This window comes from Streptomyces sp. PH9007 (genome assembly GCF_059813725.1).
On record NZ_CM187440.1, the window covers coordinates 5,359,223 to 5,381,530 of the forward strand.

At 72.4% G+C, this 22,308-nt stretch carries 19 protein-coding genes; 16 read left to right on the forward strand and 3 right to left on the reverse strand.

Features of this window, described 5'->3' with window-relative positions; genetic code table 11:
* The 3 genes from ACTFAP_RS24705 to ACTFAP_RS24715 are packed head-to-tail and all read right to left on the reverse strand — an operon-like array spanning nucleotide 1 to nucleotide 2,877.
* A complete protein-coding gene (locus ACTFAP_RS24705; RefSeq protein ID WP_495682381.1) occupies nucleotides 1–771 on the reverse strand; it encodes an ATP-binding cassette domain-containing protein in 771 nt (256 codons plus the stop codon).
* Nucleotides 768–1,823, reverse strand: a complete 1,056-nt coding sequence (locus ACTFAP_RS24710) for an iron chelate uptake ABC transporter family permease subunit (RefSeq protein WP_495682382.1) — start codon at nucleotides 1,821–1,823, stop codon at nucleotides 768–770. The genes ACTFAP_RS24705 and ACTFAP_RS24710 overlap by 4 nt, the downstream gene beginning before the upstream one ends.
* Nucleotides 1,801–2,877, reverse strand: a complete 1,077-nt coding sequence (locus ACTFAP_RS24715) for an ABC transporter substrate-binding protein (protein WP_495682383.1) — start codon at nucleotides 2,875–2,877, stop codon at nucleotides 1,801–1,803. The genes ACTFAP_RS24710 and ACTFAP_RS24715 overlap by 23 nt, the downstream gene beginning before the upstream one ends.
* A 150-nt stretch (nucleotides 2,878–3,027) precedes the next feature.
* Between ACTFAP_RS24715 and ACTFAP_RS24720 the strand changes: the two genes are divergently transcribed.
* The 16 genes from ACTFAP_RS24720 to ACTFAP_RS24795 all read left to right on the forward strand — a co-directional run bounded on the left by ACTFAP_RS24720 (nucleotide 3,028) and on the right by ACTFAP_RS24795 (nucleotide 22,289).
* Nucleotides 3,028–4,233: an NAD(P)/FAD-dependent oxidoreductase gene (locus tag ACTFAP_RS24720; RefSeq protein WP_500469559.1), complete on the forward strand. Its 1,206-nt coding sequence runs from the start codon at nucleotides 3,028–3,030 to the stop codon at nucleotides 4,231–4,233.
* Entirely contained in the window at nucleotides 4,230–4,487 is a 258-nt protein-coding gene (locus tag ACTFAP_RS24725) for a (2Fe-2S)-binding protein (RefSeq protein ID WP_390121819.1), read from the forward strand. The genes ACTFAP_RS24720 and ACTFAP_RS24725 overlap by 4 nt, the downstream gene beginning before the upstream one ends.
* On the forward strand, nucleotides 4,480–5,898 hold the full coding sequence (locus ACTFAP_RS24730) for an FAD/NAD(P)-dependent oxidoreductase (RefSeq protein ID WP_500467424.1): 1,419 nt from the start codon (nucleotides 4,480–4,482) through the stop codon (nucleotides 5,896–5,898). Before ACTFAP_RS24725 ends, ACTFAP_RS24730 begins: the two co-directional genes overlap by 8 nt.
* The gene (locus tag ACTFAP_RS24735; protein WP_500467425.1) at nucleotides 5,895–6,824 is read left to right on the forward strand and encodes a dihydrodipicolinate synthase family protein; all 930 of its coding nucleotides are present in this window, start codon (nucleotides 5,895–5,897) and stop codon (nucleotides 6,822–6,824) included. Before ACTFAP_RS24730 ends, ACTFAP_RS24735 begins: the two co-directional genes overlap by 4 nt.
* Before the next feature lies 1 nt (nucleotide 6,825).
* Nucleotides 6,826–7,827 carry a proline racemase family protein gene (locus ACTFAP_RS24740; RefSeq protein ID WP_500467427.1) on the forward strand — a complete coding sequence of 334 codons (1,002 nt, stop codon included), beginning with the start codon at nucleotides 6,826–6,828 and terminating at the stop codon, nucleotides 7,825–7,827.
* A 237-nt stretch (nucleotides 7,828–8,064) separates the two neighbouring features.
* Nucleotides 8,065–8,733: a GntR family transcriptional regulator gene (locus ACTFAP_RS24745; protein WP_390121823.1), complete on the forward strand. Its 669-nt coding sequence runs from the start codon at nucleotides 8,065–8,067 to the stop codon at nucleotides 8,731–8,733.
* A gap of 356 nt (nucleotides 8,734–9,089) precedes the next feature.
* The gene (locus ACTFAP_RS24750; RefSeq protein WP_500467429.1) at nucleotides 9,090–10,751 is read left to right on the forward strand and encodes an ABC transporter substrate-binding protein; all 1,662 of its coding nucleotides are present in this window, start codon (nucleotides 9,090–9,092) and stop codon (nucleotides 10,749–10,751) included.
* 1 nt (nucleotide 10,752) lies between these two features.
* On the forward strand, nucleotides 10,753–11,709 hold the full coding sequence (locus ACTFAP_RS24755) for an ABC transporter permease (protein ID WP_500467430.1): 957 nt from the start codon (nucleotides 10,753–10,755) through the stop codon (nucleotides 11,707–11,709).
* Nucleotides 11,706–12,704, forward strand: a complete 999-nt coding sequence (locus tag ACTFAP_RS24760; RefSeq protein WP_500467431.1) for an ABC transporter permease — start codon at nucleotides 11,706–11,708, stop codon at nucleotides 12,702–12,704. The genes ACTFAP_RS24755 and ACTFAP_RS24760 overlap by 4 nt, the downstream gene beginning before the upstream one ends.
* On the forward strand, nucleotides 12,701–13,516 hold the full coding sequence (locus ACTFAP_RS24765) for an ABC transporter ATP-binding protein (protein WP_500467432.1): 816 nt from the start codon (nucleotides 12,701–12,703) through the stop codon (nucleotides 13,514–13,516). Before ACTFAP_RS24760 ends, ACTFAP_RS24765 begins: the two co-directional genes overlap by 4 nt.
* Nucleotides 13,513–14,355, forward strand: a complete 843-nt coding sequence (locus ACTFAP_RS24770) for an ATP-binding cassette domain-containing protein (protein ID WP_390121830.1) — start codon at nucleotides 13,513–13,515, stop codon at nucleotides 14,353–14,355. Before ACTFAP_RS24765 ends, ACTFAP_RS24770 begins: the two co-directional genes overlap by 4 nt.
* Nucleotides 14,352–15,644 carry an alpha/beta fold hydrolase gene (locus tag ACTFAP_RS24775; RefSeq protein WP_500467433.1) on the forward strand — a complete coding sequence of 431 codons (1,293 nt, stop codon included), beginning with the start codon at nucleotides 14,352–14,354 and terminating at the stop codon, nucleotides 15,642–15,644. The genes ACTFAP_RS24770 and ACTFAP_RS24775 overlap by 4 nt, the downstream gene beginning before the upstream one ends.
* Nucleotides 15,641–17,002, forward strand: a complete 1,362-nt coding sequence (locus ACTFAP_RS24780; RefSeq protein WP_500467434.1) for an aminopeptidase P family protein — start codon at nucleotides 15,641–15,643, stop codon at nucleotides 17,000–17,002. Before ACTFAP_RS24775 ends, ACTFAP_RS24780 begins: the two co-directional genes overlap by 4 nt.
* Nucleotides 16,999–19,653 carry a beta-L-arabinofuranosidase domain-containing protein gene (locus ACTFAP_RS24785; protein WP_500467435.1) on the forward strand — a complete coding sequence of 885 codons (2,655 nt, stop codon included), beginning with the start codon at nucleotides 16,999–17,001 and terminating at the stop codon, nucleotides 19,651–19,653. Before ACTFAP_RS24780 ends, ACTFAP_RS24785 begins: the two co-directional genes overlap by 4 nt.
* Nucleotides 19,654–19,881: 228 nt before the next feature.
* Nucleotides 19,882–21,000 carry an aminotransferase class V-fold PLP-dependent enzyme gene (locus ACTFAP_RS24790; protein ID WP_400008408.1) on the forward strand — a complete coding sequence of 373 codons (1,119 nt, stop codon included), beginning with the start codon at nucleotides 19,882–19,884 and terminating at the stop codon, nucleotides 20,998–21,000.
* Between the two features lie 587 nt (nucleotides 21,001–21,587).
* Nucleotides 21,588–22,289, forward strand: a complete 702-nt coding sequence (locus ACTFAP_RS24795) for a thioesterase II family protein (protein WP_500467436.1) — start codon at nucleotides 21,588–21,590, stop codon at nucleotides 22,287–22,289.
* The last annotated feature ends 19 nt before the right edge of the window (nucleotides 22,290–22,308 follow it).

Sequence of the window (22,308 nt, forward strand, 5' to 3'; positions counted from 1 at the left end):
TCAGGGGGCAGCGGGCGCGGTCACCAGGTGTGGTCTGCCGGTCAGCGGGTGCGGGACGATGGCGCTGCGGACGCCGAACACCTCGGCCACCGTCCGCGCGGTCAGCACCTCCTCGGGCGTACCGGCGGCTCGCAGCCGACCCTCATGCAGGAGGACCAACTGGTCGCAGTACGCCACCGCGTGGCCCAAGTCGTGGATCGCGACCACGACGGTGAGGTCCAGCGCCCGTACGAGTTCCAGCAGTTCCAGCTGGGAGCCGATGTCCAGGTGGTTGGTCGGCTCGTCCAGCAGCAGCACCGGTGTCCGCTGCGTCAGCGCACGGGCGAGCAGGACGCGTTGCCGCTCGCCGCCGGACAGCCCGGCGAACACCCGCCCGGCAGCCCACTCCATGCCGACCCTGGCCAGTGAGGCGCGGACGGTGTCGTGGTCCGAGGCGCTGTCACGTTCCAGGAACCGCTTGTGGGGCAGCCGCCCCATGGCCACGATCTCCTCCACCGAGAAGCTGTTGTCCAGGTCGTGCTCCTGGGTGACCACCGCCGTACGCTGCCCCGCGACCCGGGAGGACAGCTTCCATACCTCGTCGTCGTCAATCAGGACCCGCCCGCCGGTGGGGCGCAGGGCGCGGTAGACGCAGCGCAGCAGCGTGCTCTTGCCCGAGCCGTTGGGCCCGATCAGGCCGGTGACGGTGCCGGGTTCGGCGGTCAGGGACACGTCGCCGAGGAGCGCGCGGTCCTCGATCCGCACGGTCAGGCCGTGGATGTCGACTCTCATCGCAGTACCCGCTTTCGGCTGCGGAGCAGCGCCAGGAAGAAGGGGGCCCCGAGGAGGGCGGTGACGATGCCGATGGGGATCTCGTTCGGCCGGTCCAGGGTGCGGGTGAGCAGGTCCACGAGCACCAGGAAGACGGCTCCGAGCAGCAGCGAGACGGGGATGACCTTGCGGTGGTCGGGGCCGACGAGGAGCCGTACGGCGTGCGGCACGACCAGGCCGACGAAGCCGATCCCGCCGGCGACGCTGACGATGACGGCGGTCAGCAGCGAGGAGGCGATCAGCAGCAGGAAGCGCAACCGGTGCACGCCGACGCCGAGTCCGGCGGCGGTGTCGTCCCCGGTGGCCAGGGCGTTCATGGGGCGCGCCTGGGCCAGCAGGACGACGGTGCACACGGCGGCGGCCACCGCCGGGATGAGGAGGTCCTGCCAGGAGGCGCCCGCCACGGAGCCCAGGAGCCAGAACATCACGGCGCGCAGTTCGGAGGGGTTGGCCTGGAGCTGGAGGTAGCCGGTGACGGCGTTGCCGAGGTAGGCGATCGCCACGCCCGCCAGGATGAGGCTGGAGCCCAGCAGCTGCCCGCTGTGCTGGGCCAGCGCGAACACCACGAGCAGGCTCAGCAGCGAACCCGCGAAGGCGGCCCCCGTCACGCCGAGTCCGGCCATGGCGGTGACGCCCGTGGTCATGGCGAGGACCGCGCCGAGCGAGGCTCCGGCGGACACCCCGAACACGTACGGGTCTGCGAGGGGGTTGCGCACCAGCGCCTGGAGGCACACCCCGGCCAGGCTGAGCCCGGCCCCGGCGAGCGCCGCCAGCAGCACGCGCGGCGTGCGGAAGTCCCAGACGATCTGCTGGGTGAGCGGGTCCAGTTCCCGGCCGCCGCCGGTCAGGTTCGCGATGAGTACGTCGAGGACCTGACCGACCGGGACGTGCACGGTGCCCACCGAGATCGCCACCGCGATGGAGAGCAGCAGCGCACCCGCCAGTGCGGCGACTGCCGGCGGATAGCGGCGGCCCGATATCAGGTGGGGGCTACGGGAGGTCGTGCGCGGCATCGGCGATCCTGGCGACGGCGAGGGCGTTCAGCGGGCCGAGGTAGAAGCTGTCGGAGACGGTCGTGTACGTCCCGGTCCGCGAGGCGTCCCAGGCGGGGAACCCCTCGAACAGGTCCCGGGCGTACGCGTCGCCGTCCTCGTCCGCCTCGAAGAGGCCGATGACCAGGACATCGACGTCGGCGGTGGCCAGCGCCTCGATGTTGATGTCGGCCAGCTCCGGGCCGGTACTGCCCGCGAACACGTTGACCGCCCCGGCGCGTTCGACGATGTCGTCGAAGAGACCGCCGGCGAAGACGGCCGGCAGCCCGTTGTTGTTCATCATCGCCATGCCCGGATAGACGACCAGGACGTTGACCGGCTCCGCTCCCTCCACCGCCTCGGCGATGTCCTTCAGGTCGGCGCGGGCCTGCTCCACATGGTCGGCCGCGCGGTCGGACACGTCGAAGATCTCCCCGAGGGTGTACAGCAGCTCGAAGGAGGACTCCACCGACTGCGTGTCGTAGCGCTGTTGGTCCTCGGGCCGCGCCGAGGGGTCGCCGTAGGCGCAGTTGGCCGGGGTGACGAGGCTGTTGATGCCGGCCGTGGCGAGCTGGTCGCGGGTGGCCGACCCGGTCGCGGCGTCGAAGCCGCCGGCCCAGGTGGAGATGACGAGATCGGGCGCCAGGTCCAGGACTTGCTCGCGGGGCACCTCGAAGTTCTCGTTCAGGCTCAGGTCCCCGGTGGGCAGGGCGTCGATCCGTTCCACCATGTCCGGGTCGTCGGACACCCCGTACGACTGGCTGTTGGCGAGGATCCGGTCCTCGAGACCGAGCGCGATGAAGGACTCGACCTCGGCGACGGAGGTGCCGTTGAGCAGCAGCACGCGGCTCGGCGGCTCCTCGAAGGTGATCTCGCGGCCACAGTTGTCGATCGTCAGGGGGTAGGCCGTGCGGGACGCGGGGCCCTGGGCCGTGGGCGTCGCGGTGGTGTCCGGATCGGTGGTGCCGTTCGAGCACGCTGCGGTCAGCCCCAGCAGGCACAGGGCAGCGGTCGACGGGATGGTGCGGAAGCTCATGGGGGAATCGTCGGGGGCACCGGCGGCGAAGTTCCGATGATGTGCGGGGAACTTGTGGCGGGCTCGCTGCGACAGGCGCGGGTGCGGGACAGCCGGCCCGGGATCGATGGATCAAGGGTCTCCCGCTCCTGAGCAACATGTGACATAGTACTGCGCGTGTCCACTGCTCTGAGAGTCGTCGTCGTGGGCGCCGGCATCGTCGGCGCGGCGGTCGCCCGTGTCCTCGCCCGGGCCGGCTGCGAGGTGACCGTGGTCGACCGTGGCGCCACCGCCGGGGGCACGTCCGCCGGCGGCGAGGGCAATCTGCTCGTGTCCGACAAGGAGCCGGGCCCCGAACTGCGGCTGGCGCAGCGTTCGCTCGCCGCCTGGGCGCGCATCGGGGACGAACTGCGTGAGGAGCTCCCCGCCGGGTTCCCCGGCCTCGAACTGGAGCGTAAGGGCGGCCTGGTGGTCGCCACGACCGAGGCGGGCGCGCGGAACCTGCTGGCCTTCGCCGACACCCAGCGCGCCGCCGGGGTGCGGGCCGAGACCGTGGACGGGGGCCGGGCCCGTGAGCTGGAACCCGACCTGACGCCCCGTCACACCGCCGCCGTGTACTACCCGGAGGACCTTCAGGTGCAGCCGGTGGCCGCCACCGAGGCGCTGCTGGCGGCGGCCCGCCGGCACGGGGCACGTGTACGGCAGGGCGTCGAGGTCACCGGGCCCGTGCTGTCCTCGGGCCGGCTGGCGGGCGTCCGGGCCGGCTCCACCACCCTGCCCGCCGACGCCGTCGTGCTGGCCGCAGGCCCCTGGTCCGGCCTGGTCGCCGAGCGGCTCGGCGTCGTTCTCCCGGTGCGCCCCCGGCGCGGCACGGTGCTGGTCACCTCGCGGATGCCGGCGCGCGTCCGGCACAAGGTGTACGACGCGGACTACGTGGGCGCGGTCGGCTCCGGCTCCGCCGACCTGCAGGTCTCCAGCGTGGTCGAGTCCACCGCCGCCGGGACCATGCTGATCGGTTCCTCCCGCGAGCGCCGCGGCTTCGACGAGCGGATCGAGGCCCGGGTGCTCGCCGCGCTGGCCGCCAAGGCGCTGCTGCTGTTCCCCTTCCTCGCCGACGTGCAGGCGATGCGGGCGTACGGCGGGTTCCGCCCGTTCGTCCCCGACCATCTGCCGGTGATCGGTGCCGACCCGAGGCTGCCGGGGCTGTGGCACGCGACCGGGCACGAGGGGGCCGGGATCGGCCTGAGCCTGGCCACCGCGGACCTGCTGCGCGACCAACTGCTCGGCGGCGCCGCCGATGAACCCGACCCGGCGGCCGCCGAGTTCCGCCTGGACCGTCCCACCCTGCTGCCGCATCTCGAAGGGAGCGCCCCATGACACGGATACGGATCGAGGTCGACGGCGACCCGGTCCCCGGCGTGGCCGGGCAGACCATCGCCGCGGTGCTGCTCGCGGACGGGCGGGCGGCCTGGCGCCGCACCCGCGCCGGCCGCCCCCGCGGGGTCTTCTGCGGGATCGGCGCCTGCTTCGACTGCCTGGTGACGGTCAACGGGCTGCGCGATGTGCGGGCCTGCCAGCGGCGCGCCGTGGACGGCGACAAGGTCGACCTGCAGGAGGACGATCGTGACTGAGGTACTCGTCGTGGGCGGCGGGCCCGCCGGGATGGCCGCGGCGCTGGCCGCCCGCCGCCACGGCGCCCGTGTCGTCCTCCTCGAAGCGGGCGACGACGTCGGCGGCCAGTACTGGCGGCATCTGCCGGACGGGCGTGCCGACGCCGGCGAGCGGCACTGGCACCACGGCTGGGACCGTTTCCTCGCGATGCGCGAGGCGCTGCGGGGCGACGCGGACTGCGAGATCGTCACCGGCGCCCATGTCTGGTCGGTCGACCGGCGCGACGGAGCCCCGCCGCTGGTGCACGTGGTCGTCGGCGAGCCGGACGGGCAGGGGCGCGAACCGCGCACCTACGACCCGGCGGCCCTCGTACTGGCGACCGGGGCGTACGAGCGCACCCTGCCGTTCCCCGGCTGGGACCTGCCGGGCGTCTTCACCGCCGGGGCGGCGCAGGCGCTGGCCAAGGGCGAGCGGGTGGCCGTGGGCCGCCGGGTCCTGGTGGCCGGCGCGGGGCCGTTCCTGCTGCCCGTCGTCTCCAGTCTGCTGCGGATCGGCGCCGAGGTCGCGGGAGTGGTCGAGGCGGCCCGCCCCGCGCAGCTCGCCGCGGGCTGGGCGACCCGGCCGTGGGAGTTGCTCGCCGCCCGGCGCAAGGCCGGTGAGCTGGCCGGCTACGCACGCGAGTTGGCCGCCCGCCGGGTTCCGTACCGGACGGGGGCGGCCGTCGTCGCGGCGCACGGTACCGATCGGGTGGAGGCGGTGACCGTGGCACGCCTGACCCGGGACTGGAGGCCGGTCCCCGGCACCGAACGGCGCATCGAGGTCGACGCCGTCTGCGTGAGCCACGGCTTCCTCCCGCGCACCGAGCTGGCCACCGCGGCCGGCTGCGCGGTGGACGCGGACGGCGCCGTCACCGTTGACGCACGGCAGCTCACCTCCGTACCCCGGGTCCTGACGGCCGGTGAACTGACCGGCATCGGCGGGGTCGACCTGGCCCTGGTCGAGGGCGAGATCGCCGGAGCCGTCGCCGCCGGCGGCACGCCCGCACCGGGCGCGGTCCGCGAGCGGGCGGTCTTCCGTAAGTTCGCCGCGCGGCTCGCCGCCGCGCACGGCATCCGCCCCGGCTGGCAGGCCTGGGTGGACGACGAGACCGTGGTGTGCCGCTGCGAGGACGTCACCGCCGGGGCCCTGCGCCGGACCGCCGAGCTGACCGGATCCCGCGGGCTGCGCTCGCTCAAACTGACCACCCGGGCCGGCCTGGGCCTGTGCCAGGGCCGTACCTGTGGCCGCACGGTCGAGGACCTGCTCACCGGCGCGAACGGGGTGCGGCTGCTCGACCCGGGCCGCACCGCCCACCGGCCGATCGCCATCCCCGTACGCCTGGGTGAACTCTCCGATTCGACCAGGACCTGCAACCGAGAGGACGTCCCATGAGTACCGCACCGACCGATCTGCGCGGCGTGATCGTCGCCACCGCGCTGCCCTTCAAGGAGAACCCCTCGGCCCCCGCCGGCCTCGAAGTCGACTACGACCGGTACGCGGAGCACTGCGACTGGCTCATCGCGTCCGGCTGCCGCGGCGTGGGCCCCAACGGTTCGCTCGGCGAGTACTCCGCGCTGACCGACGCGGAGCGCCGCAAGGTCGTCCAGGTGGCCGTCGAGACGGTCGGCGGGCGCGGCGTCGTGGTCGCCGGGGTGCACGGGCCCGGGTGGCACCAGGCCAAGCACTGGGCCGAACTGGCCGCCGAGGACGGCGCGGACGCCGTGCTCGCGCTGCCGCCCACGATGTACCGGGCCAACCGTGCACAGGTCGTCGAGCACTTCGCGAAGATCGACGAGGTGGGCCTGCCCATCATGATCTACAACAACCCGATCGACACCAAGGTCGATCTCGTCCCCGATCTGGTGGCCGAGATCGCCCGGCTGCCCCACGTCTCCGCCATCAAGGAGTTCAGCGGGGACGTGCGGCGGCTGTTCGAGATCACCGAGCGGTGCGACATCGACGTGGTGGCCGGGGCCGACGACGTGCTCTTCGAGCTGATGGCCGACGGGGCGGTCGGCTGGTTCGCGGGCTTCCCCAACACCTTCCCCGCCGAATCGGTGGAGATCTACGACCACATGGTGGCCGGCCGCTTCGAGGAGGCCCGCGAGCTGTACAAGCAGCTCGTCGCGGTGTTCCGCTGGGACTCGCGCACCGAGTTCGTGCAGGCCATCAAGCTCGGCATGGACATGGTCGGCCGGTACGGCGGCCCGTGCCGTCCCCCGCGCGGCCCGCTGACCGCCGAGCACGACGCCCAGGTGCGCGCCGACATGCGGCGGGCCGTCTCCGCTCTGGAGGCGCGCCGCGCGGTGGCGGCCTGAGATGCGCACGTCACGGTTGTTCTCCGCCGTCGACTCGCACACCGAGGGCATGCCGACGCGGGTGGTGACCGGTGGCATCGGGGTGATCCCCGGCGCCACTATGAACGAGCGGCGGCTGTACTTCGTCGAGCACCTGGACCACGTCCGCAGGCTGCTGGTGAACGAGCCGCGCGGCCACTCCGCGATGAGCGGCGCGATTCTGCAGCCGCCGACCCGCCCCGACGCGGACTTCGGTGTGCTGTACATCGAGGTCTCCGGGTGCCTGCCGATGTGCGGGCACGGCACCATCGGGGTGGCCACGGTGCTGGTGGAGACCGGGATGGTGGAGGTCCTCGAACCGGTGACCACGATCCGGCTGGACACCCCGGCCGGTCTTGTGGTGGCGCGGGTGGCGGTCAGCGACGGGCACGCCGAGAGCGTCACGCTGGAGAACGTGCCCGCCTACTGCGAGCGGCTCGACGCGAGCGTCGAGGTGCCCGGCCTCGGCGAGATCGGGTACAGCCTGGCGTTCGGCGGGAACTTCTACGCGATGGTGGACCTCGACGCGGTGCGGCTGCCGTTCGACCGGGCGCGCAAGGACGAGATCCTGAGCGCCGGGCTTGCCATCATGCGGGCGATCAACGCCTCGGCGCCGCCCGAACACCCGGAGATCGAGGGTGTCGGGCACTGCCACCACGTGGAGTTCATCGCGCCCGGCTCGGACGCCGCGCACTCGCGGCACGCCATGGCCATCCACCCCGGATGGTTCGACCGGTCGCCGTGCGGCACCGGCACGTCCGCCCGGATGGCCGAACTGCACGCCAGGGGCGAGCTGGGGCTGCACCAGGATTTCGTCAACGAGTCGTTCATCGGCAGCCGGTTCACCGGCCGTCTGGTGGGGGAGACCACGGTCGCCGGCCGGCCCGCGGTGCTGCCGACCATCACCGGCCGGGCCTGGGTGACCGGGATCGGCCAGTACATGCTGGATCCGACCGATCCCTACCCGGCCGGTTTCGAGTTCTGAGGGCGATGACGGACGTCGCGCGGCTCTCGGCCGCCGGGTTACGCTGGGCGCAGGTCGTTCCGATCGGCACCGCCACGCACTGTTACGCGTGCCTCCAGCAGCCGGTGACACGGCAGTGGACACCACTGTCGATGTCTCCCGCACGTGCGACGACCGTCGAATGCGATACTTCAGCACCGCATCGGCCGACGAGGACCGGTGGGGTGTGACATTCCAGTCGTGGGAGGGCGGCGCACGGTGAGTTCATTCATCATCGGCCCGGTGTCGGTGGGGGCCAGCCTGCGCGGCACGGTGGAGGACGCGGTGGCCGCGGCCATCGTCTCGGGCGAACTCCCCCCGGGGACCCTGGTCACCGCGCCGACGCTGGCCACCCGGTTCGGCATCTCCGCCACGCCGGTCCGCGAGGCCCTGCTCAATCTGCAGGAGCGCGGCTTCGTCGACGTGGTGCGCAACAAGGGTTTCCGGGTCACCGAGGTCAGCGAGCAGGACCTGTGGGAGATCGTGCGGCTGCGCCAGATGCTGGAGGCGCCGCCGATGCGCGAGATCGCGCGGGTGCTGCAACCGGAGGCCGTCGCCGACCTGCGGGGCCGGGCCCAGACCATCGTCGACGCGGCGGCGGCGGCCGACCTGGCGGCCTACCTCGCCGCCGACATGGCCTTCCACCTGCGGCTGCTCGAACTGCACGGCAACCGCCGGCTGGTCGCCATGGTGAAGGACCTGCGGCAGCAGACGCGCATGGTCGGCCTGGCCGACATGATCGGCACCGCCGAGCTGGCCCGTTCGGCCGCCGAACACCACAGCCTGGTCGACCTGTTGGAGGCGCGTGACGGACGGGGCGCGGAAACGCTGCTCACCGCTCACATCGGTCACGTGCTCGGCTGGTGGAACGGCCGCTCGGAGGACTGACCCACCGCGGTGAACGAGCCCGCCCGGCTGAGCCGGGCGGGCTTCGTGCTGCCCGGGGCCGGAATGTCGGCGCGGTAAATTCTCGCGCAAACTCTTCTCCAGAGAGGTGTCACATACTACTGTCCCTCTCGTGGTCGGGATCGCAGCGATCTTGACCGCTCCGTGGTCCCGGTCGTGGCCGCTCCGCCCGCCGGCCCACCGGACCCGCAGTGCATCTGCTCACCGCTTCCCCTCATCGTCGCTGGCCCGCCGGCCCGTTCCCCCGTCCCCTTCCCGGACGGCGGGGCTGCCCGCACCCGACCGGAAGGTAGGACCCCATGAAGAGAACCTCGTCTTCAGCGGCACTCGCTGGGCTGGTGGCCGGCGCACTCACGCTCACGGCCTGTTCCGGGGGCGGCACCTCGCCCGCCGGCTCCGGTACCGGCACCGGCGACGGGAGCCCGGTCAGGGGCGGGACCGTCCAGGTCCTGCAGTCGACCGACTTCTCCTATCTCGACCCCTCCCGCGGCTGGGACGGCGGCGTCAACGCGCTGTACCGCCTGCTGTACCGCCAGTTGGTCACCAAGGCCCCCAACGACGCCGAGGACCCCAACGCGATGGTCCCCGACCTCGCCGAGAGCCTCGGCGAGGTCTCCGACGACGGCCTCACCTGGACCTACCGGCTCAAGGAGGGCATCGCGTTCGACACCGGCGCCCCGATCACCGCCCAGGACGTCAAGTTCGGCATCAGCCGCAGCTGGGACCCGGAGATAGGCATCGGCTCGCCGTACATGAAGCAGCTCATCGACGCCCCGGACGACTACGAGGGGCCCTACCGGTCAGGCGATCTGCCGACCATCGAGACCCCGGACGACCGCACCATCGTCTTCCATCTCAAGGCCCCCTTCCCCGAGTTCGACGCCGCGCTCTCCCAGCCGAGCGGCACCCCGTTCCCGGTCGGCACCGGCGCGGGCGACGAGTTCATCAACGACGTCGTCTCCTCCGGCCCCTACGACCTGGAGGAGTTCACCCCGGGCAGCCTCATCCAGCTCACCCGCAACCCGCACTGGGACGCCGGGACCGACGCGGTCCGCGAGGCCTACCCCGACGCGTGGCGCTTCAGCATCGGCATCGAGGGCGCCACCATCGACGAGCGGCTCATCGCCGGCCAGGGCGCCGACATCAACGCGATCGCCGGCAGCGTGCAGCCGGCCACCATCGCCCGCCTGCAGACACCGCAGCTCCAGGAGCGGATCCTCAAGGCGCCCTCGACCTGCCTCACCTACATGGGGCTCAACACGACGAAGGCACCGCTGGACGACGTCCGGGTGCGCCAGGCCATCAACTACGCGGTGGACAAGGGCTCGGTGCTCAACGCCACCGGCGGCAGCCAGTTCACGACGATCTCCCACAGCATCCTGCCGCACACGGTCTCCGGGCACACCGACTACAACCCCTACCCCAGCGAGGACGACGCCGGTGACGTCGCCGAGGCCAAGCGGCTGCTCACCGAGGCCGGTCACCCCGACGGGTTCACGATGACCGTGGACGTCCGCGCGCGCGACGTCGAGCAGCGCAAGGGCGAGGCGATCCAGCAGGCGCTCGGGCGGGCCGGCATCACGGTCGAGCTGAACGTGATCGACGCCGCGACCTACTACGAGACGATCGGCACCCCCTCGCAGCAGCACGACGCGGCGATCACCGGCTGGTGCCCGGACTGGGCGTCCAGCGCCTCCACCTTCCTGCCGCCCCTGTTCGACGGCCGGGACATCACTGACAAGGGCAACCAGAACCTCGCCCAGCTCGACGACGACGCCATCAACGCCGAGATCGACCGGATCGGCGCGATGACCGACCTGACCGAGGCCAACGCGGCCTGGGGCGAACTCGACAAGACGATCATGACCCTGGCCCCCATCGTCCCGCTGAACGTCGACAACCGCATCTACCTGCCGGGCACCAACGTGGCCGGCGCCGTCGCGCCCAGCGGCGACCTCGACTACGGGATCATCGGTCTCAAGGACCCGGCGAAGGGCTGACATGACGATCCCGTCAACCGGCCCCCGGCCGACGGCGGTGTCCCCACCGGGCACCGCCGAGGCCGCCCCCGCCCCCCGCCGCGGCGTGACCCGCACCCTGCTGCGCGACCCGGTCGCCGTGGCCTGCCTCGGCTACATCGCCCTGATCGTCCTGATGGCGGTGTGCGCACCGCTCATCGTCCGGATCAGCGGATGGAACCCCTACGAGTTCGACCAGACCGCCATCGACTCCGACCTCGGCGGCATCCCCGCCGGGTCCTGGGGCGGCATCTCCGGATCGCACTGGCTCGGTGTCGAACCCGGCAGCGGCCGGGACGTGTTCGCCCGGATCGTGTACGGCGCCCGCTCCTCCCTGGTCATCGCCCTCGGCGCGACCGTGCTCACCACGACGCTCGGTGTCGTGTTCGGCCTGCTGGCCGGCTACTTCGGCGGCCGGACCGACATGCTGATCTCGCGGGTCATGGAGTTCCTGATGGCGTTCCCCGCGCTCATCTTCATGATCGCCGTGTTGTCCGCACTGCCCGCCGAGGACCGGCAGTACCTGCTGATCGTGGTCATCTCCGTCTTCGGCTGGCCCTATCTGGCCCGGATCGTGCGCGGCCAGACCATGTCGCTCAAGGAACGCGAGTTCGTCGAGGCGGCCCGCGCCTCCGGCGCCTCCCGCACCACCATCGTGTTCACCGAGATCCTGCCCAACCTGCGCTCGACGATCCTGGTCATGGTGACCCTGGCGATCCCCGGGTACATCGGCACCGAGGCCGGCCTGTCCTTCCTCGGCGTCGGGCTGGCACCGCCCACCCCGTCCTGGGGCCAGATGATCGCGAGTTCGGTGAACTGGTACGCGGTGGTCCCCACGTACTTCCTGGTGCCGGGCGCCTTCCTGGCGTTGCTGGTGCTCTCCTTCATGGTCCTCGGCGACCGCGTCAGGACCGCCGTCGAGCCGGGGGGCCGCTCATGACCCGCTACGTCGTGCACCGCCTCCTGTGCATGGTGCTGGTGCTGTTCCTGGTCTGCCTGTTCACCTACATCATCTTCTTCGCCCTCTCGCCCGACCCGGCCGTACAGATCTGCGGCAAGAACTGCACCCCCGAGCGCATCGACCAGATCCGCGAGAACCTCGGCCTGACCGACCCGTTCCTGACCCAGTTCTGGCACTTCCTGCAAGGACTGTTCGTGGGCCGGGAGTACGGCAGCGGACCGGCCACCGTTTTCTGCGAAGCGCCGTGCCTCGGCTACTCGTTCCAGACCTCGCAGTTCGTCACCGACATGATCGTGCAGCGGCTGCCGGTGACCGTCGTGGTCGCTTTCGGCGCGGCCGTGCTCTGGCTGCTCATGGGGGTCATCGGCGGCCTGCTCAGCGCGGTGCGCGAGGGCCGGTTCACCGACCGGTTCATCACCGGGCTCACCCTGGGCGGCATGGCGGTCCCCAACTACGTGCTCGCCCTGGCGATGCAGTACGTGCTGGTGGTGTGGCTCCAGTGGCTGCCGTTCCCGCAGACCGTACGGTTCGCCGACGACCCGGGCCAGTGGTTCCTCAACTTCATCATGCCCTGGACGGTCCTGGCGATCGGCTACGCCTCCTCGTACACCCGCCTCACCCGCGCCAACGTGATCGAGACCCTGGACGAGAACTTCGTCCGCACCGCGCGGGCCAAGGGCCTGCGTCCGAGCCTGGTGTGGCGCCGGCACGCGCTGCGCCCGGCGCTCACCCCGGTCGTCGCGATCGCGGGCATGGACTTCGCCGGCCTGCTCGGCGGCGCGCTGATCACCGAATCGGTCTTCGGGATCAACGGCGTCGGCAAACTCGCGGCGGACTCCATCACCAAGAACGACCAGCCGGTGATCCTGGCGGTGACGCTGCTCGCGGCGTTCTTCGTCGTCGTCGGCAACATGCTGGTGGACCTGGTCTATTCGGCGATCGACCCGCGGGTCAGAGTGGGAGTGGCCGCATGAACGACCTGCTGCGCGTGCGCGGCCTGACCGTCGCCTTCGACGGCGTGCCCGTGGTCGACGCCATCGACTTCGCCGTGCCGCGCGGCGGCGCCCTCGGCATCGTCGGCGAGTCCGGCTCGGGCAAGTCGATGACCAGCCTGGCGATCATGGGGCTGCTGCCCAAGGGCGCCACCCGCGACGGCAGCGTCACCTTCGACGGCGACGAACTCACCGCCCTGACCGAACGCGGGATGCGCTCCGTACGCGGCGACCGGATCGCGATGGTCTTCCAGGACCCGCTCTCCTCGCTCAACCCCTACTACACGGTGGGCGCCCAGATCACCGAGGCCTACCGCGCGCACCGCTCGGGCGTCAGCCGCAAGGCGGCCCGCAGGGCGGCGATCGAGGCGATGGAACGCGTCCACATCCGCGACGCCGCCCGCCGCGTCGACGAGTACCCGCACCAGTTCTCCGGCGGCATGCGCCAGCGCGTCATGATCGCGATGGCGCTCAGCACCGAGCCCGACCTGATCATCGCCGACGAGCCGACCACCGCACTGGATGTCACCGTCCAGGCCCAGATCCTCGGTCTGCTCGCCGAGGTACGCCGCGACACCGGGGCCGCCCTCATCCTCATCACCCACGACCTCGCCGTGGTCAGCGAGGTCGCCGACAGCCTCATCGTCATGCGGCACGGCAAGGTGGCCGAGTCCGGCACCGCCGAGCAGATCTTCTCCGACCCGCGACACCCGTACACCCGGGCGCTGCTCGACGCGGTCCCGCGGATCGACGACGAGATCGGCGCGCTCCAGACCCTGGGAGAGGACACATGAGCCCCGAACCACTGCTGCGGGCCCGGGACCTGGTCAAGGAATTCCCCGTCGCCGGCACGGCCGGGCTGCTGCGCCCCGCGCGCCGGTTCACCGCGGTGGACTCCGTCTCCTTCGACCTGCACGCGGGCCGCACCCTCGCCCTGGTGGGGGAGTCCGGTTCCGGCAAGTCGACCACCGCGCGGCTCGCCGCCCGCCTCATCGACGTCACCTCGGGCACCGTCCACCTCGACGGCCGCGACATCACCGCCCTGCGCGGGCCCGGGCTGCGCGAGGTACGCCGCCAGGTCCAGGTCGTCTTCCAGGACCCGTTCTCCTCGCTCAACCCCCGGCACACCGTCGAACGGATCGTCACCGCGCCCCTGCGCTACCAGAAACGCCCGATCCCCGGCGGCACCCGGACGGTCGCCCGCGCGCTCATGGAACGGGTGGGGCTCGACCCCGACCACATCGACCGCTACCCCGCGCAGTTCTCCGGCGGGCAGGCGCAGCGCATCGGCATCGCCCGCGCGCTCGCCGTGGGCCCGCGCGTGCTGGTCTGCGACGAGGCGGTCTCGGCGCTCGACGTCTCGGTCCAGGCGCAGATCATCAATCTGCTGCGCGAACTCCAGCGCGAGGAGGGCTTCGGGTGCCTGTTCATCGCCCATGACCTCGCCGTGGTGCGGCAGATCGCCACCAGCGTCGCGGTGATGACGGCCGGGCGCGTGGTGGAGGCGGGCGAGCGGGACGCCGTGTTCGAGAATCCGCAGCACGAGTACACCCGCACCCTGCTGGCCGCCGTGCCGCGGATCCGTCCCGAGTGGGAGGCGCGCCGGCGCAGGGCGAAAGGAGCACGCGCATGAACCCGGTCGAGTACCCGCTGCCCGGAGCCTGGGTGCGGGAGTTCACCGTCACCGTGCCACTGGACTGGTGGTCCGCTCCCGGCGGCGAGAGCATCGAGCTGTTCGTCCGGGAGTTCAGCGACCCCGAACGCCGCCACGAGGACCTGCCGCTGCTGACCTACCTCCAGGGCGGCCCGGGCGGCGCCAACCCGCGGCCCGCCCCGGTCGGCGGCTGGCTGGCCGAGGCCCTGCGGCGCTACCGGGTCGTCATGGTCGACCAGCGCGGCACCGGCCGCAGCACCCCGCTCGACGGAATCGCCATCGCGGCCTTCCCCGACGCCCGTGCGGCGGCCGACCACCTGCTGCGCTTCCGCGCCGACTCCCTCGTGCGCGACCTCGAACACGTCAGGACCCACTGCTACGACGGCAGGCGATGGGCCACCCTCGGGCAGAGCTTCGGCGGCTGGATCACCCTCACCTATCTGTCGCACGCCCCCGAGGCGCTGACGGCCTGTTACGTGTGCGGCGGCATCCCCGGCACCCCGCCCGATCCCGAGGAGGTCTACCGGCGCACGTTCGACCGGGTGGCCGGCAAGACCGCCGACTTCTACCGGCGCTACCCCCAGGACGTCGCCGCGGTGGCCGCGATCGCCGACCGGCTCGCCACCGGCGGGGTGACGCTGCCCGACGGCTCGCCGCTGTCGGTGCGCCGGTTCCAGACCCTGGGCGGGGACCTCGGCTTCGGAGCCGGCCACCAGCGCCTGCACTGGCTGGTCGGCGAGGCGATCCGCCCGGACGGCAGGCTCTCCGACGCGTTCCTGGAGACGGCGCTGGTGCGGACGTCGAACGCGGGGAACCCGCTGTTCTGGACGCTTCAGGAGTCGATCTACGGCGACGGCGCCAACGGCCCCTTCCGCTGGGCCGCCCAGCGCGAACGGGAGAGGCGCCCGCGGTTCGCCGAGGACCGCCGGCCGCTGCTGTTCACCTCCGAGATGACGTTCCCGTGGATGTTCGAGGAGATCCGCGCCCTGCGGCCGTTCGCGCCCGCCATGGCCGAACTCGCCGAACAGCGGGTGTGGAGCCCGCTCTACGATCCGGCCCGGCTCGCGGCCAACGATGTCCCGCTGGCCGCCGCCGTGTACGCCGACGACGTGTTCGTCGACGCCGGGCTGCAGCGCGACACCCTGACCCGGGTCGGCAACACGCACACCTGGGTGACCAACGAGTACGAACACGACGGCATCACCGACGGCCGGGTCTTCCGCCGGCTGCGGGAGATGGTCCGCGACCAAGGAGGCGAAAGGCGTTGACCGAGCCGACCAGAGCGCCGTACGCGGGGACCAGGCCGCCGCGGCTGGCCGACCAGAGCCCCGGCTTCCTGGCCCGCATCGGGCAGGGCTGGGCCGAGCGCGACATCCCGGCGCCGGTGACGCGGGCCGCCGCGCGGGCGGCGGCCGATCACCGGGCCCGGCTGAGCGACCGGCTGCCGGACCGTACCGTGGTCCTGGCCGCCGGCCGGGCCCCGCGCCGCAACGGCGACGCGGAGTACGCGTTCCGGGCGGACAGCGACTTCCTGTGGGCCACCTCGTGCCAGGTCGAGGGCGCCGTCCTGGTGATGACGCCCCGTCCGGGCGGTCACGACGCGGTGCTGTACCTGCCCGCCCCGGCCCGGCCCGGCGAACGCGACTTCCACGCCAGCGCGACGCACGGCGAACTGTGGGTCGGCCCCTCGGCGGGCCTCGCGGCGTGGTCGGCGGCGCTGGACCTGCCGGTGCGTCCGATCGGCGACCTCGCCGACCCGCACGACGGCCCGCCCGACGACCTCCGCGCGGTCCTCTCCGACCTGCGCATGATCAAGGACGACTGGGAGATCGGGCAGCTGCGCGAGGCCGTGGACCACACGGTCACCGGATTCGCCGCCGTCGCCGACGAGATCCCGCGCGCCGTCGCCGAAGGACTCGGGGAACGCTGGCTCCAGGGCACCTTCGACCGGCATGCCCGTACCTTCGGCAACGGCCCCGGCTACAGCACCATCGTCGGCTCCGGCGAGCACGCGCCGATCCTGCACTGGGTCCGCTGCGACGGCCCGGTGCTGCCCGGCGAGACGCTGCTGCTGGACATGGGCGTCGAGGCAAACTCGCTGTACACCGCGGACGTGACCCGCACGATCCCGGTCGGCGGCACCTTCACCCCCGCCCAGCGCCAGGTGCACGACCTCGTCGAGGCCGCGCACCGCGCCGGCATGGAGCGGGTACGCCCCGGAGTCACCTACACCGACTTCCACTTCGCCGCCATGGAGGTGCTCGCCCGCGGCCTGCACGACTGGGGGCTGCTGCCGCTCTCCGTCGACGAGGCGCTCGCCCCCGAGGGCCAGCAGCACCGCCGGTACCTCGTCTGCGGGATCGGCCACCACCTCGGCCTGGACGTCCACGACTGCGGCTCGTCCTCGTACGAGCGGTACCAGGGCGCCCCGCTGCGGCCCGGCATGGTGCTCACCGTCGAACCCGGCCTCTACTTCCACGCCCACGACGCGACCCTGCCCCCCGAACTGCGCGGTATCGGCGTACGCCTGGAGGACGACCTGCTGGTCACCGACACGGGACACGAGGTGCTGTCGGGCGCGCTGCCGATCGACGCCACCGGACTCGAGAAATGGGCCGCCCGATGACCCGCGCACACCCCTTCCCGCTGCGCGACGTGGACCTCCTGGAAGGGGTGCACTCCCGGCCCCGGGACCAGATGCTGCACCTGGCACGGGAGTTCCCGGTGGACCGGCTTCTCGCGGTCTTCCGCGCCAACGCCGGACTCGACACCCGCGGCGCCCTGCCGCCCGGCACCTGGGAGGACTTCGGCCACCCCGACGAGCGCGCCTGGTCCGGGGACGACTACCCCGGGCCTGGCGTGGCACCCACCGCGAGCCTGCTGCGCGGACACTACGCGGGGCACTTCCTGTCGATGCTGTCGCTGGCCCACGCCTCGACCGGCGAGGAGGCCCTGCGGAAGAAGACGGACGAGATGGTCGCCGGCCTGGCCGAGGTCCGCGACGCGCTGGCGGCCACCGGGCGCTACAGCCACCCCGGATTCCTGGCGGCGTACGGTGAGTGGCAGTTCGCCCGCCTGGAGGACCTGGCCCCGTACGGCGAGATCTGGGCGCCGTACTACACCTGCCACAAGATCATGGCCGGGCTGCTGGACGCCTACGAGCTGACCGGCTCCGGGCCGGCGCTGGACCTCGTCACCGGCATGGGCCACTGGGTGGCCGGACGCGTGCTGCGGCTGGAGCGCGCGCACCTGCAGCGCATGTGGTCGCTCTACATCGCCGGCGAGTTCGGCGGCATGAACGAGACCATGGCGGCCCTGCACCGGATCACCGGCGACCCCTCGTTCCTGCGCGCCGCCGGGGCCTTCGAACTCGACAGCCTGCTGGACGCCGCCGTCGCGGGCCGTGACGTGCTCGACGGGATGCACGCTAACCAGCACCTCCCCATGCTCGTCGGCCACCTGCACCAGTACGAGGCCACGGGCGAACGCCGCTACCTCGACGCCGTCCTCGCCCTGTGGGACCAGATCGTGCCCGGCCGGACCTTCGCGCACGGCGGCACCGGCGAGGGCGAACTGTGGGGCCCCGCCGACACCGTGGCGGGCTTCGTCAAACGGCGCAATGCCGAGACCTGCGCCACCTACAACCTCCTGAAGATCGCCCGTTCGCTGTTCGGGCACACCCAAGACGCCCGGTACGCCGACTACGCCGAGCGCGCCTCGCTCAACCACATCGTCGGCTCCCGCGCGGACGTCTCCTCGGACACCAGCCCCGAGGTCCTGTACATGTACCCGGTGGACCCGGGCGCGGTCCGCGAGTACGACAACGTCGGCACCTGCTGCGGCGGCACGGGTCTGGAGAGCCACGTCAAGCACCAGGAATCGGTGTGGTTCCACGCGCCCGGGCAGCTGTACGTGACGCAGTACGTGCCCTCCCGGCTGCGCCTCGCCGGCGGGGAGGTGACGCTGCGGACCCGCTGGCCGCGCGACGGGAAGGTGGCGGTCGAGTTCGGCACGGCCTTCTCGGGTGAACTGTGCCTGCGTATACCACCCTGGGCCGCCGGTGCCCGGGTCGACGGCGTGGCCGTGCCGGTGCCGGAGTCCGGATTCGTGACCCTGCGGCGCGACTTCCGCCCGGGCGACGCCGTCGCACTCGAACTGCCGCTGCCACTGCGGCTGGTGCCCACCCCCGACGACCCCACCCTGGTGAGCGTGGAACTCGGCCCCACGGTGCTGCTGGCCCGCGACGACGCCACCACCACGCTGCCGGTCGCGGCGGCCGCCCACCGGCGTCTGGACGGCACCATCGCCGGCCACACCGCCGAGGGCGACCTGGTCTCGGTGTTCGGCCGGACCTTCGAACCCGCCTGGTCCGGCGGCGACCACCGGCACCACATGTATCTGCGGCTGACCGAGCCGGAGATCGCCTTCCTGGGCAGCGCGCCCGGGGTCCCGGACCGCAAGGACGCCGAGGGCTGGTCCTTCCTCACCGGCCTGTGGGCGGACGGCGGTTACGCCGACGCCGACGCGTTCTTCACCGCCGTGCACCGGGGAGTGGTGCGGGCGGCCCGCTCCGGGCTGCTGAGCCGGGAGGAAGCGGTGGCTGTGCTCATGGCGGCGGCCTCCAGCACCCTCGACAACCCCACCGTGCCGCGCCGCGGTGAGCTCGGACCGGACTCGGCGGACGCGCCGCGCGTGACCCGGCCGGCCTCCGCGGCCGGGCAGCCGGTGGAGGACATCGTCCACTGGTCGCTGCCGGCGGACATCGGGCGCGGGGATCCGCTGCCGGTGGTCCGGGTGGAGGTGACCGGCGACCGGGCCCCGTCCGGGTGGTACACCCGCGAGCCGCGCTGCGCCGTCACCTCGGTCGCGTCCGCCACCGTGGAGGTCGCGGTGGGCGAGGGCCCGTGGCAGCCCGCGACGGGCGCGAGCACCCCCGTCCGGGAGGGGCGGCAGGTGATCCGGGCCCGGGCCACCGACTCCGCCGGCCGCACCGTCCACGCCACCCGCGAGGTCGCCGTGGACACCCGGCCCCCGTCGGTACGGGCCGAGGTCCGTCCGCTGGGGCCGAGCAACGTCGAGGTGACCCTCTACGCCGACGACGATGTCTCCGGCGTGGACCGGGTGCGGTGGCGCACCCCGGAGACGTTCTGGGGCGTCTATCAGGAGCCGTTCACCAGGGCGCTGCGCGAGGAGCCGCAGACCCTGGAGTTCACCGCCACCGACCGGGCCGGGAACACCACGGAGGTCCAGCGGGTAGTGCTGCCGCCGCTGCGGTGAGCGTCCGGCCGGTGTTCCGTACCCCCCCCCGCGGGGCACCGGCCGCACCGCGAACCCGCCGGTCACCCGCCGGGTGTTGGCCGGCCCCGGCGGGTGAGGGGGCGGCACGTAGCATCGGCGCGTGCCCGGATATCACCCTGCTGACGATCGCCGGCGGCGGCCGGCCGGACCCGTGTGCACGGGTGCCCCGGCCGCCACCGCGGCACCGATGACGCGGAAGGTACCTTCATGACGGCGGAGTTCGACGCTTATCTCGCCTCCTTCTCCGAGCCGGCCGGCTATCTGAACTTCGGCAGCTACGGGCCGCCCTCGCGCGCCGTCGTGGACACCATGGGCCGGCTCGCGGCGGACGCCGCCGCCGGTGTCCCCTCGGCGGGACTGCACGCGGAGGACGAGAACGCCCTCGCGGCGCTCGCGCGGCTGACCGGCTTCGACCGCGACGGACTGGTGCTGACGCCCAGCACCTCGTTCGGCCTGCTGCAGATCGCCTTCGGCCTGCCGCGCGGCGCGGTGCTGGTCAGCACCGCGGAGTTCCCCTCGAACCTCTACGCGTGGTGGCGGGCCCAGGACGCGGGGCTCACCACCGTGCGCGCCCTGCCCGCCGTGCCCGGCGACGCGTTGGCCCCGGTGACCCCGGACCGGGTGGCGGCCTCGCTCACCCCGGACACCGTCGCGGTGGCGGTCAGCGCGGTCGACTTCCGCACCGGGTTCCGTGCCGATCTGGCCGGCATCCGTGCGGTGATCGGCGACCGGCTCCTCGTGGTGGACGGCATCCAGGGGTTCGGTGTCCTCGACACCGACTGGACCGTGGCCGACGCCCTGGTGGTCGGCGGTCAGAAGTGGCTGCGGGCCGGGTGGGGCACGGGCTTCGTGGCGCTGTCCGCCCGGGGCACGGAGCGTCTGCGGCCCGTTCTCGGTGGCTGGACCGGTGTCGAGAACCCCTCCCGGTACGACGGTGTGCTCCACGCACCGCTTCCCGGCGCCCAGGGTCTGTCGGTCACCAACGGATCGCCGTTCGCCTCCGGGGCGCTCGCGACGGCGCTCGCCCAGCTGGAGTCGGTCGGGGTCGCCGCCGTGCGGCGCCGTATCGAGGACACCGTGACCGTGTTCATCGACCGGCTCCGCGCCGCGGGGGTGCCGGTCCTGTCGCCCGTCGCGCCCCGGGAGCGCGCGGGCCTGGTGGTGGCCGGGATCGCGCACGGCGACGCCCCCGCGGTCGATGAGCGGCTGCGGGCGGCGGGGGTGACGGTGACCGTGCACGGGGCGGACCGCATCCGCTTCAGCGTGCACGCCACCACCACGCCGGCCGCGCTCGACGCGGCACTGGCGGTAATGACGGAACGCTGAACGCCCACCGCGGGCCGGGCCGGCCGGGGCCGGTGCGGAAGGAGTGGGGAACGGCGGGAACCGGTCGCGGGCGATCACGCGTGTGTGAGGGCAGAGATGCCGGGCGGTCAGCCGGCGGGCCCGAGCGGCGTGTTGCCGCGGGACCCGCGCTGCCCGCCGGGCGCCGTGACCGTGCTCCCGCAGCCGGTCGTGGCGCCGGGCATGGCAAGCGACCCCTCGTCCGAATAAGACACTCGTTCGTGCATTGCGACGCGCATTGCTTTTCTTTCGCGCGGCTATTGGTTACTCGCTGGTAAAGAATGCGTCCGGAGTTCTTCCGTGCAGGTGAGCGGCGGTACCGGGGGTGCGGAAAACTGATGCTGGCGCTCCGAAGCGGGGCTCTGTTAGTATCCGTCACGGCGCAAGCGGAACGCGGTGGTTGGAATTGTCGCGGTCCTCTCCATGGGGTTTCCTGTGAGCCGCATCCAGCGGGATGCGGGGCTTCGCAGGACTCTGCGGTGCTGTTTGGTAAATGGGGCGTTCGCGCCCTTCGGGGGTGCAAAGACTGCTGTACGCCGGCGGCGTGCGGCAACGGGGGTCTTTCGTTCATGAACGTGAAATTGCTGTGCCTGCCCCACGCCGGGGGCAGCGCGAGTCGGTACCACCGCTGGCGTGCCCTGCTTCCGGCACACCTCGACGTCGTGCCGCTGGAGCTGAACGGACGCGGTGACCGCGTCTCCGAGCCCCTGTACGCCTCGTTCGCCGAGGCGCTGGACGATCTCACCCACCGCACCCTGCCGTTGCTCGCCACCGGACACCCCTTCGTCCTGTTCGGGCACAGCATGGGCGCCTACCTCGCGCTGGAGCTGGAACGGCGCCTGGAGTCCCTGGGACTGCAGGCCCGGCACCTCTACCTCTCCGGGCGCGGTTCACCGCGGTACCGCGACGTGCTCGGCGCGCCCGTGAGCGCGCTGGACGACGCGCGTCTGCTGTCGGAGCTGGCGGCCTTCGGCGGCCTGCCGGCCCCCCTCGCGGAGCACGACCTCATGTCCACGCTGTTCCTGCCCGTCATCCGCGCCGATTTCCGGCTTCTGGAGGACGGCGCGGCGACGGCCGACGAAACCGTTCCGGTTCGCAGCCCCCTCACCGTTCTCAACGGCGAGGACGACGACACCGCCAACGCGGTGTGTCACGCCGACTGGATCAGGATCTCCTCATCCGTCGTTGACTTCCGCATGTATTCCGGCGGTCATTTCTTCATCGACGAGAATCTCCACGGCATCACTCAACTGATAGCGGCGAGAACGTAAAACAAGTTCGGGGGAACAA

Excerpts from the sequence above, each read along its gene's own strand:
- ACTFAP_RS24765 (WP_500467432.1), top strand. The coding sequence starts at position 12,701 with ATGAACGACCTGCTGCGCGTGCGCGGCCTGACCGTCGCCTTCGACGGC.
- ACTFAP_RS24735 (WP_500467425.1), top strand. The coding sequence starts at position 5,895 with ATGAGTACCGCACCGACCGATCTGCGCGGCGTGATCGTCGCCACCGCG.
- ACTFAP_RS24785 (WP_500467435.1), top strand. The coding sequence starts at position 16,999 with ATGACCCGCGCACACCCCTTCCCGCTGCGCGACGTGGACCTCCTGGAA.
- ACTFAP_RS24725 (WP_390121819.1), top strand. The coding sequence starts at position 4,230 with ATGACACGGATACGGATCGAGGTCGACGGCGACCCGGTCCCCGGCGTG.
- ACTFAP_RS24715 (WP_495682383.1), bottom strand. The coding sequence starts at position 2,877 with ATGAGCTTCCGCACCATCCCGTCGACCGCTGCCCTGTGCCTGCTGGGG.
- ACTFAP_RS24775 (WP_500467433.1), top strand. The coding sequence starts at position 14,352 with ATGAACCCGGTCGAGTACCCGCTGCCCGGAGCCTGGGTGCGGGAGTTC.
- ACTFAP_RS24740 (WP_500467427.1), top strand. The coding sequence starts at position 6,826 with ATGCGCACGTCACGGTTGTTCTCCGCCGTCGACTCGCACACCGAGGGC.
- ACTFAP_RS24770 (WP_390121830.1), top strand. The coding sequence starts at position 13,513 with ATGAGCCCCGAACCACTGCTGCGGGCCCGGGACCTGGTCAAGGAATTC.
- ACTFAP_RS24790 (WP_400008408.1), top strand. The coding sequence starts at position 19,882 with ATGACGGCGGAGTTCGACGCTTATCTCGCCTCCTTCTCCGAGCCGGCC.
- ACTFAP_RS24705 (WP_495682381.1), bottom strand. The coding sequence starts at position 771 with ATGAGAGTCGACATCCACGGCCTGACCGTGCGGATCGAGGACCGCGCG.
- ACTFAP_RS24760 (WP_500467431.1), top strand. The coding sequence starts at position 11,706 with ATGACCCGCTACGTCGTGCACCGCCTCCTGTGCATGGTGCTGGTGCTG.
- ACTFAP_RS24755 (WP_500467430.1), top strand. The coding sequence starts at position 10,753 with ATGACGATCCCGTCAACCGGCCCCCGGCCGACGGCGGTGTCCCCACCG.
- ACTFAP_RS24795 (WP_500467436.1), top strand. The coding sequence starts at position 21,588 with ATGAACGTGAAATTGCTGTGCCTGCCCCACGCCGGGGGCAGCGCGAGT.
- ACTFAP_RS24710 (WP_495682382.1), bottom strand. The coding sequence starts at position 1,823 with ATGCCGCGCACGACCTCCCGTAGCCCCCACCTGATATCGGGCCGCCGC.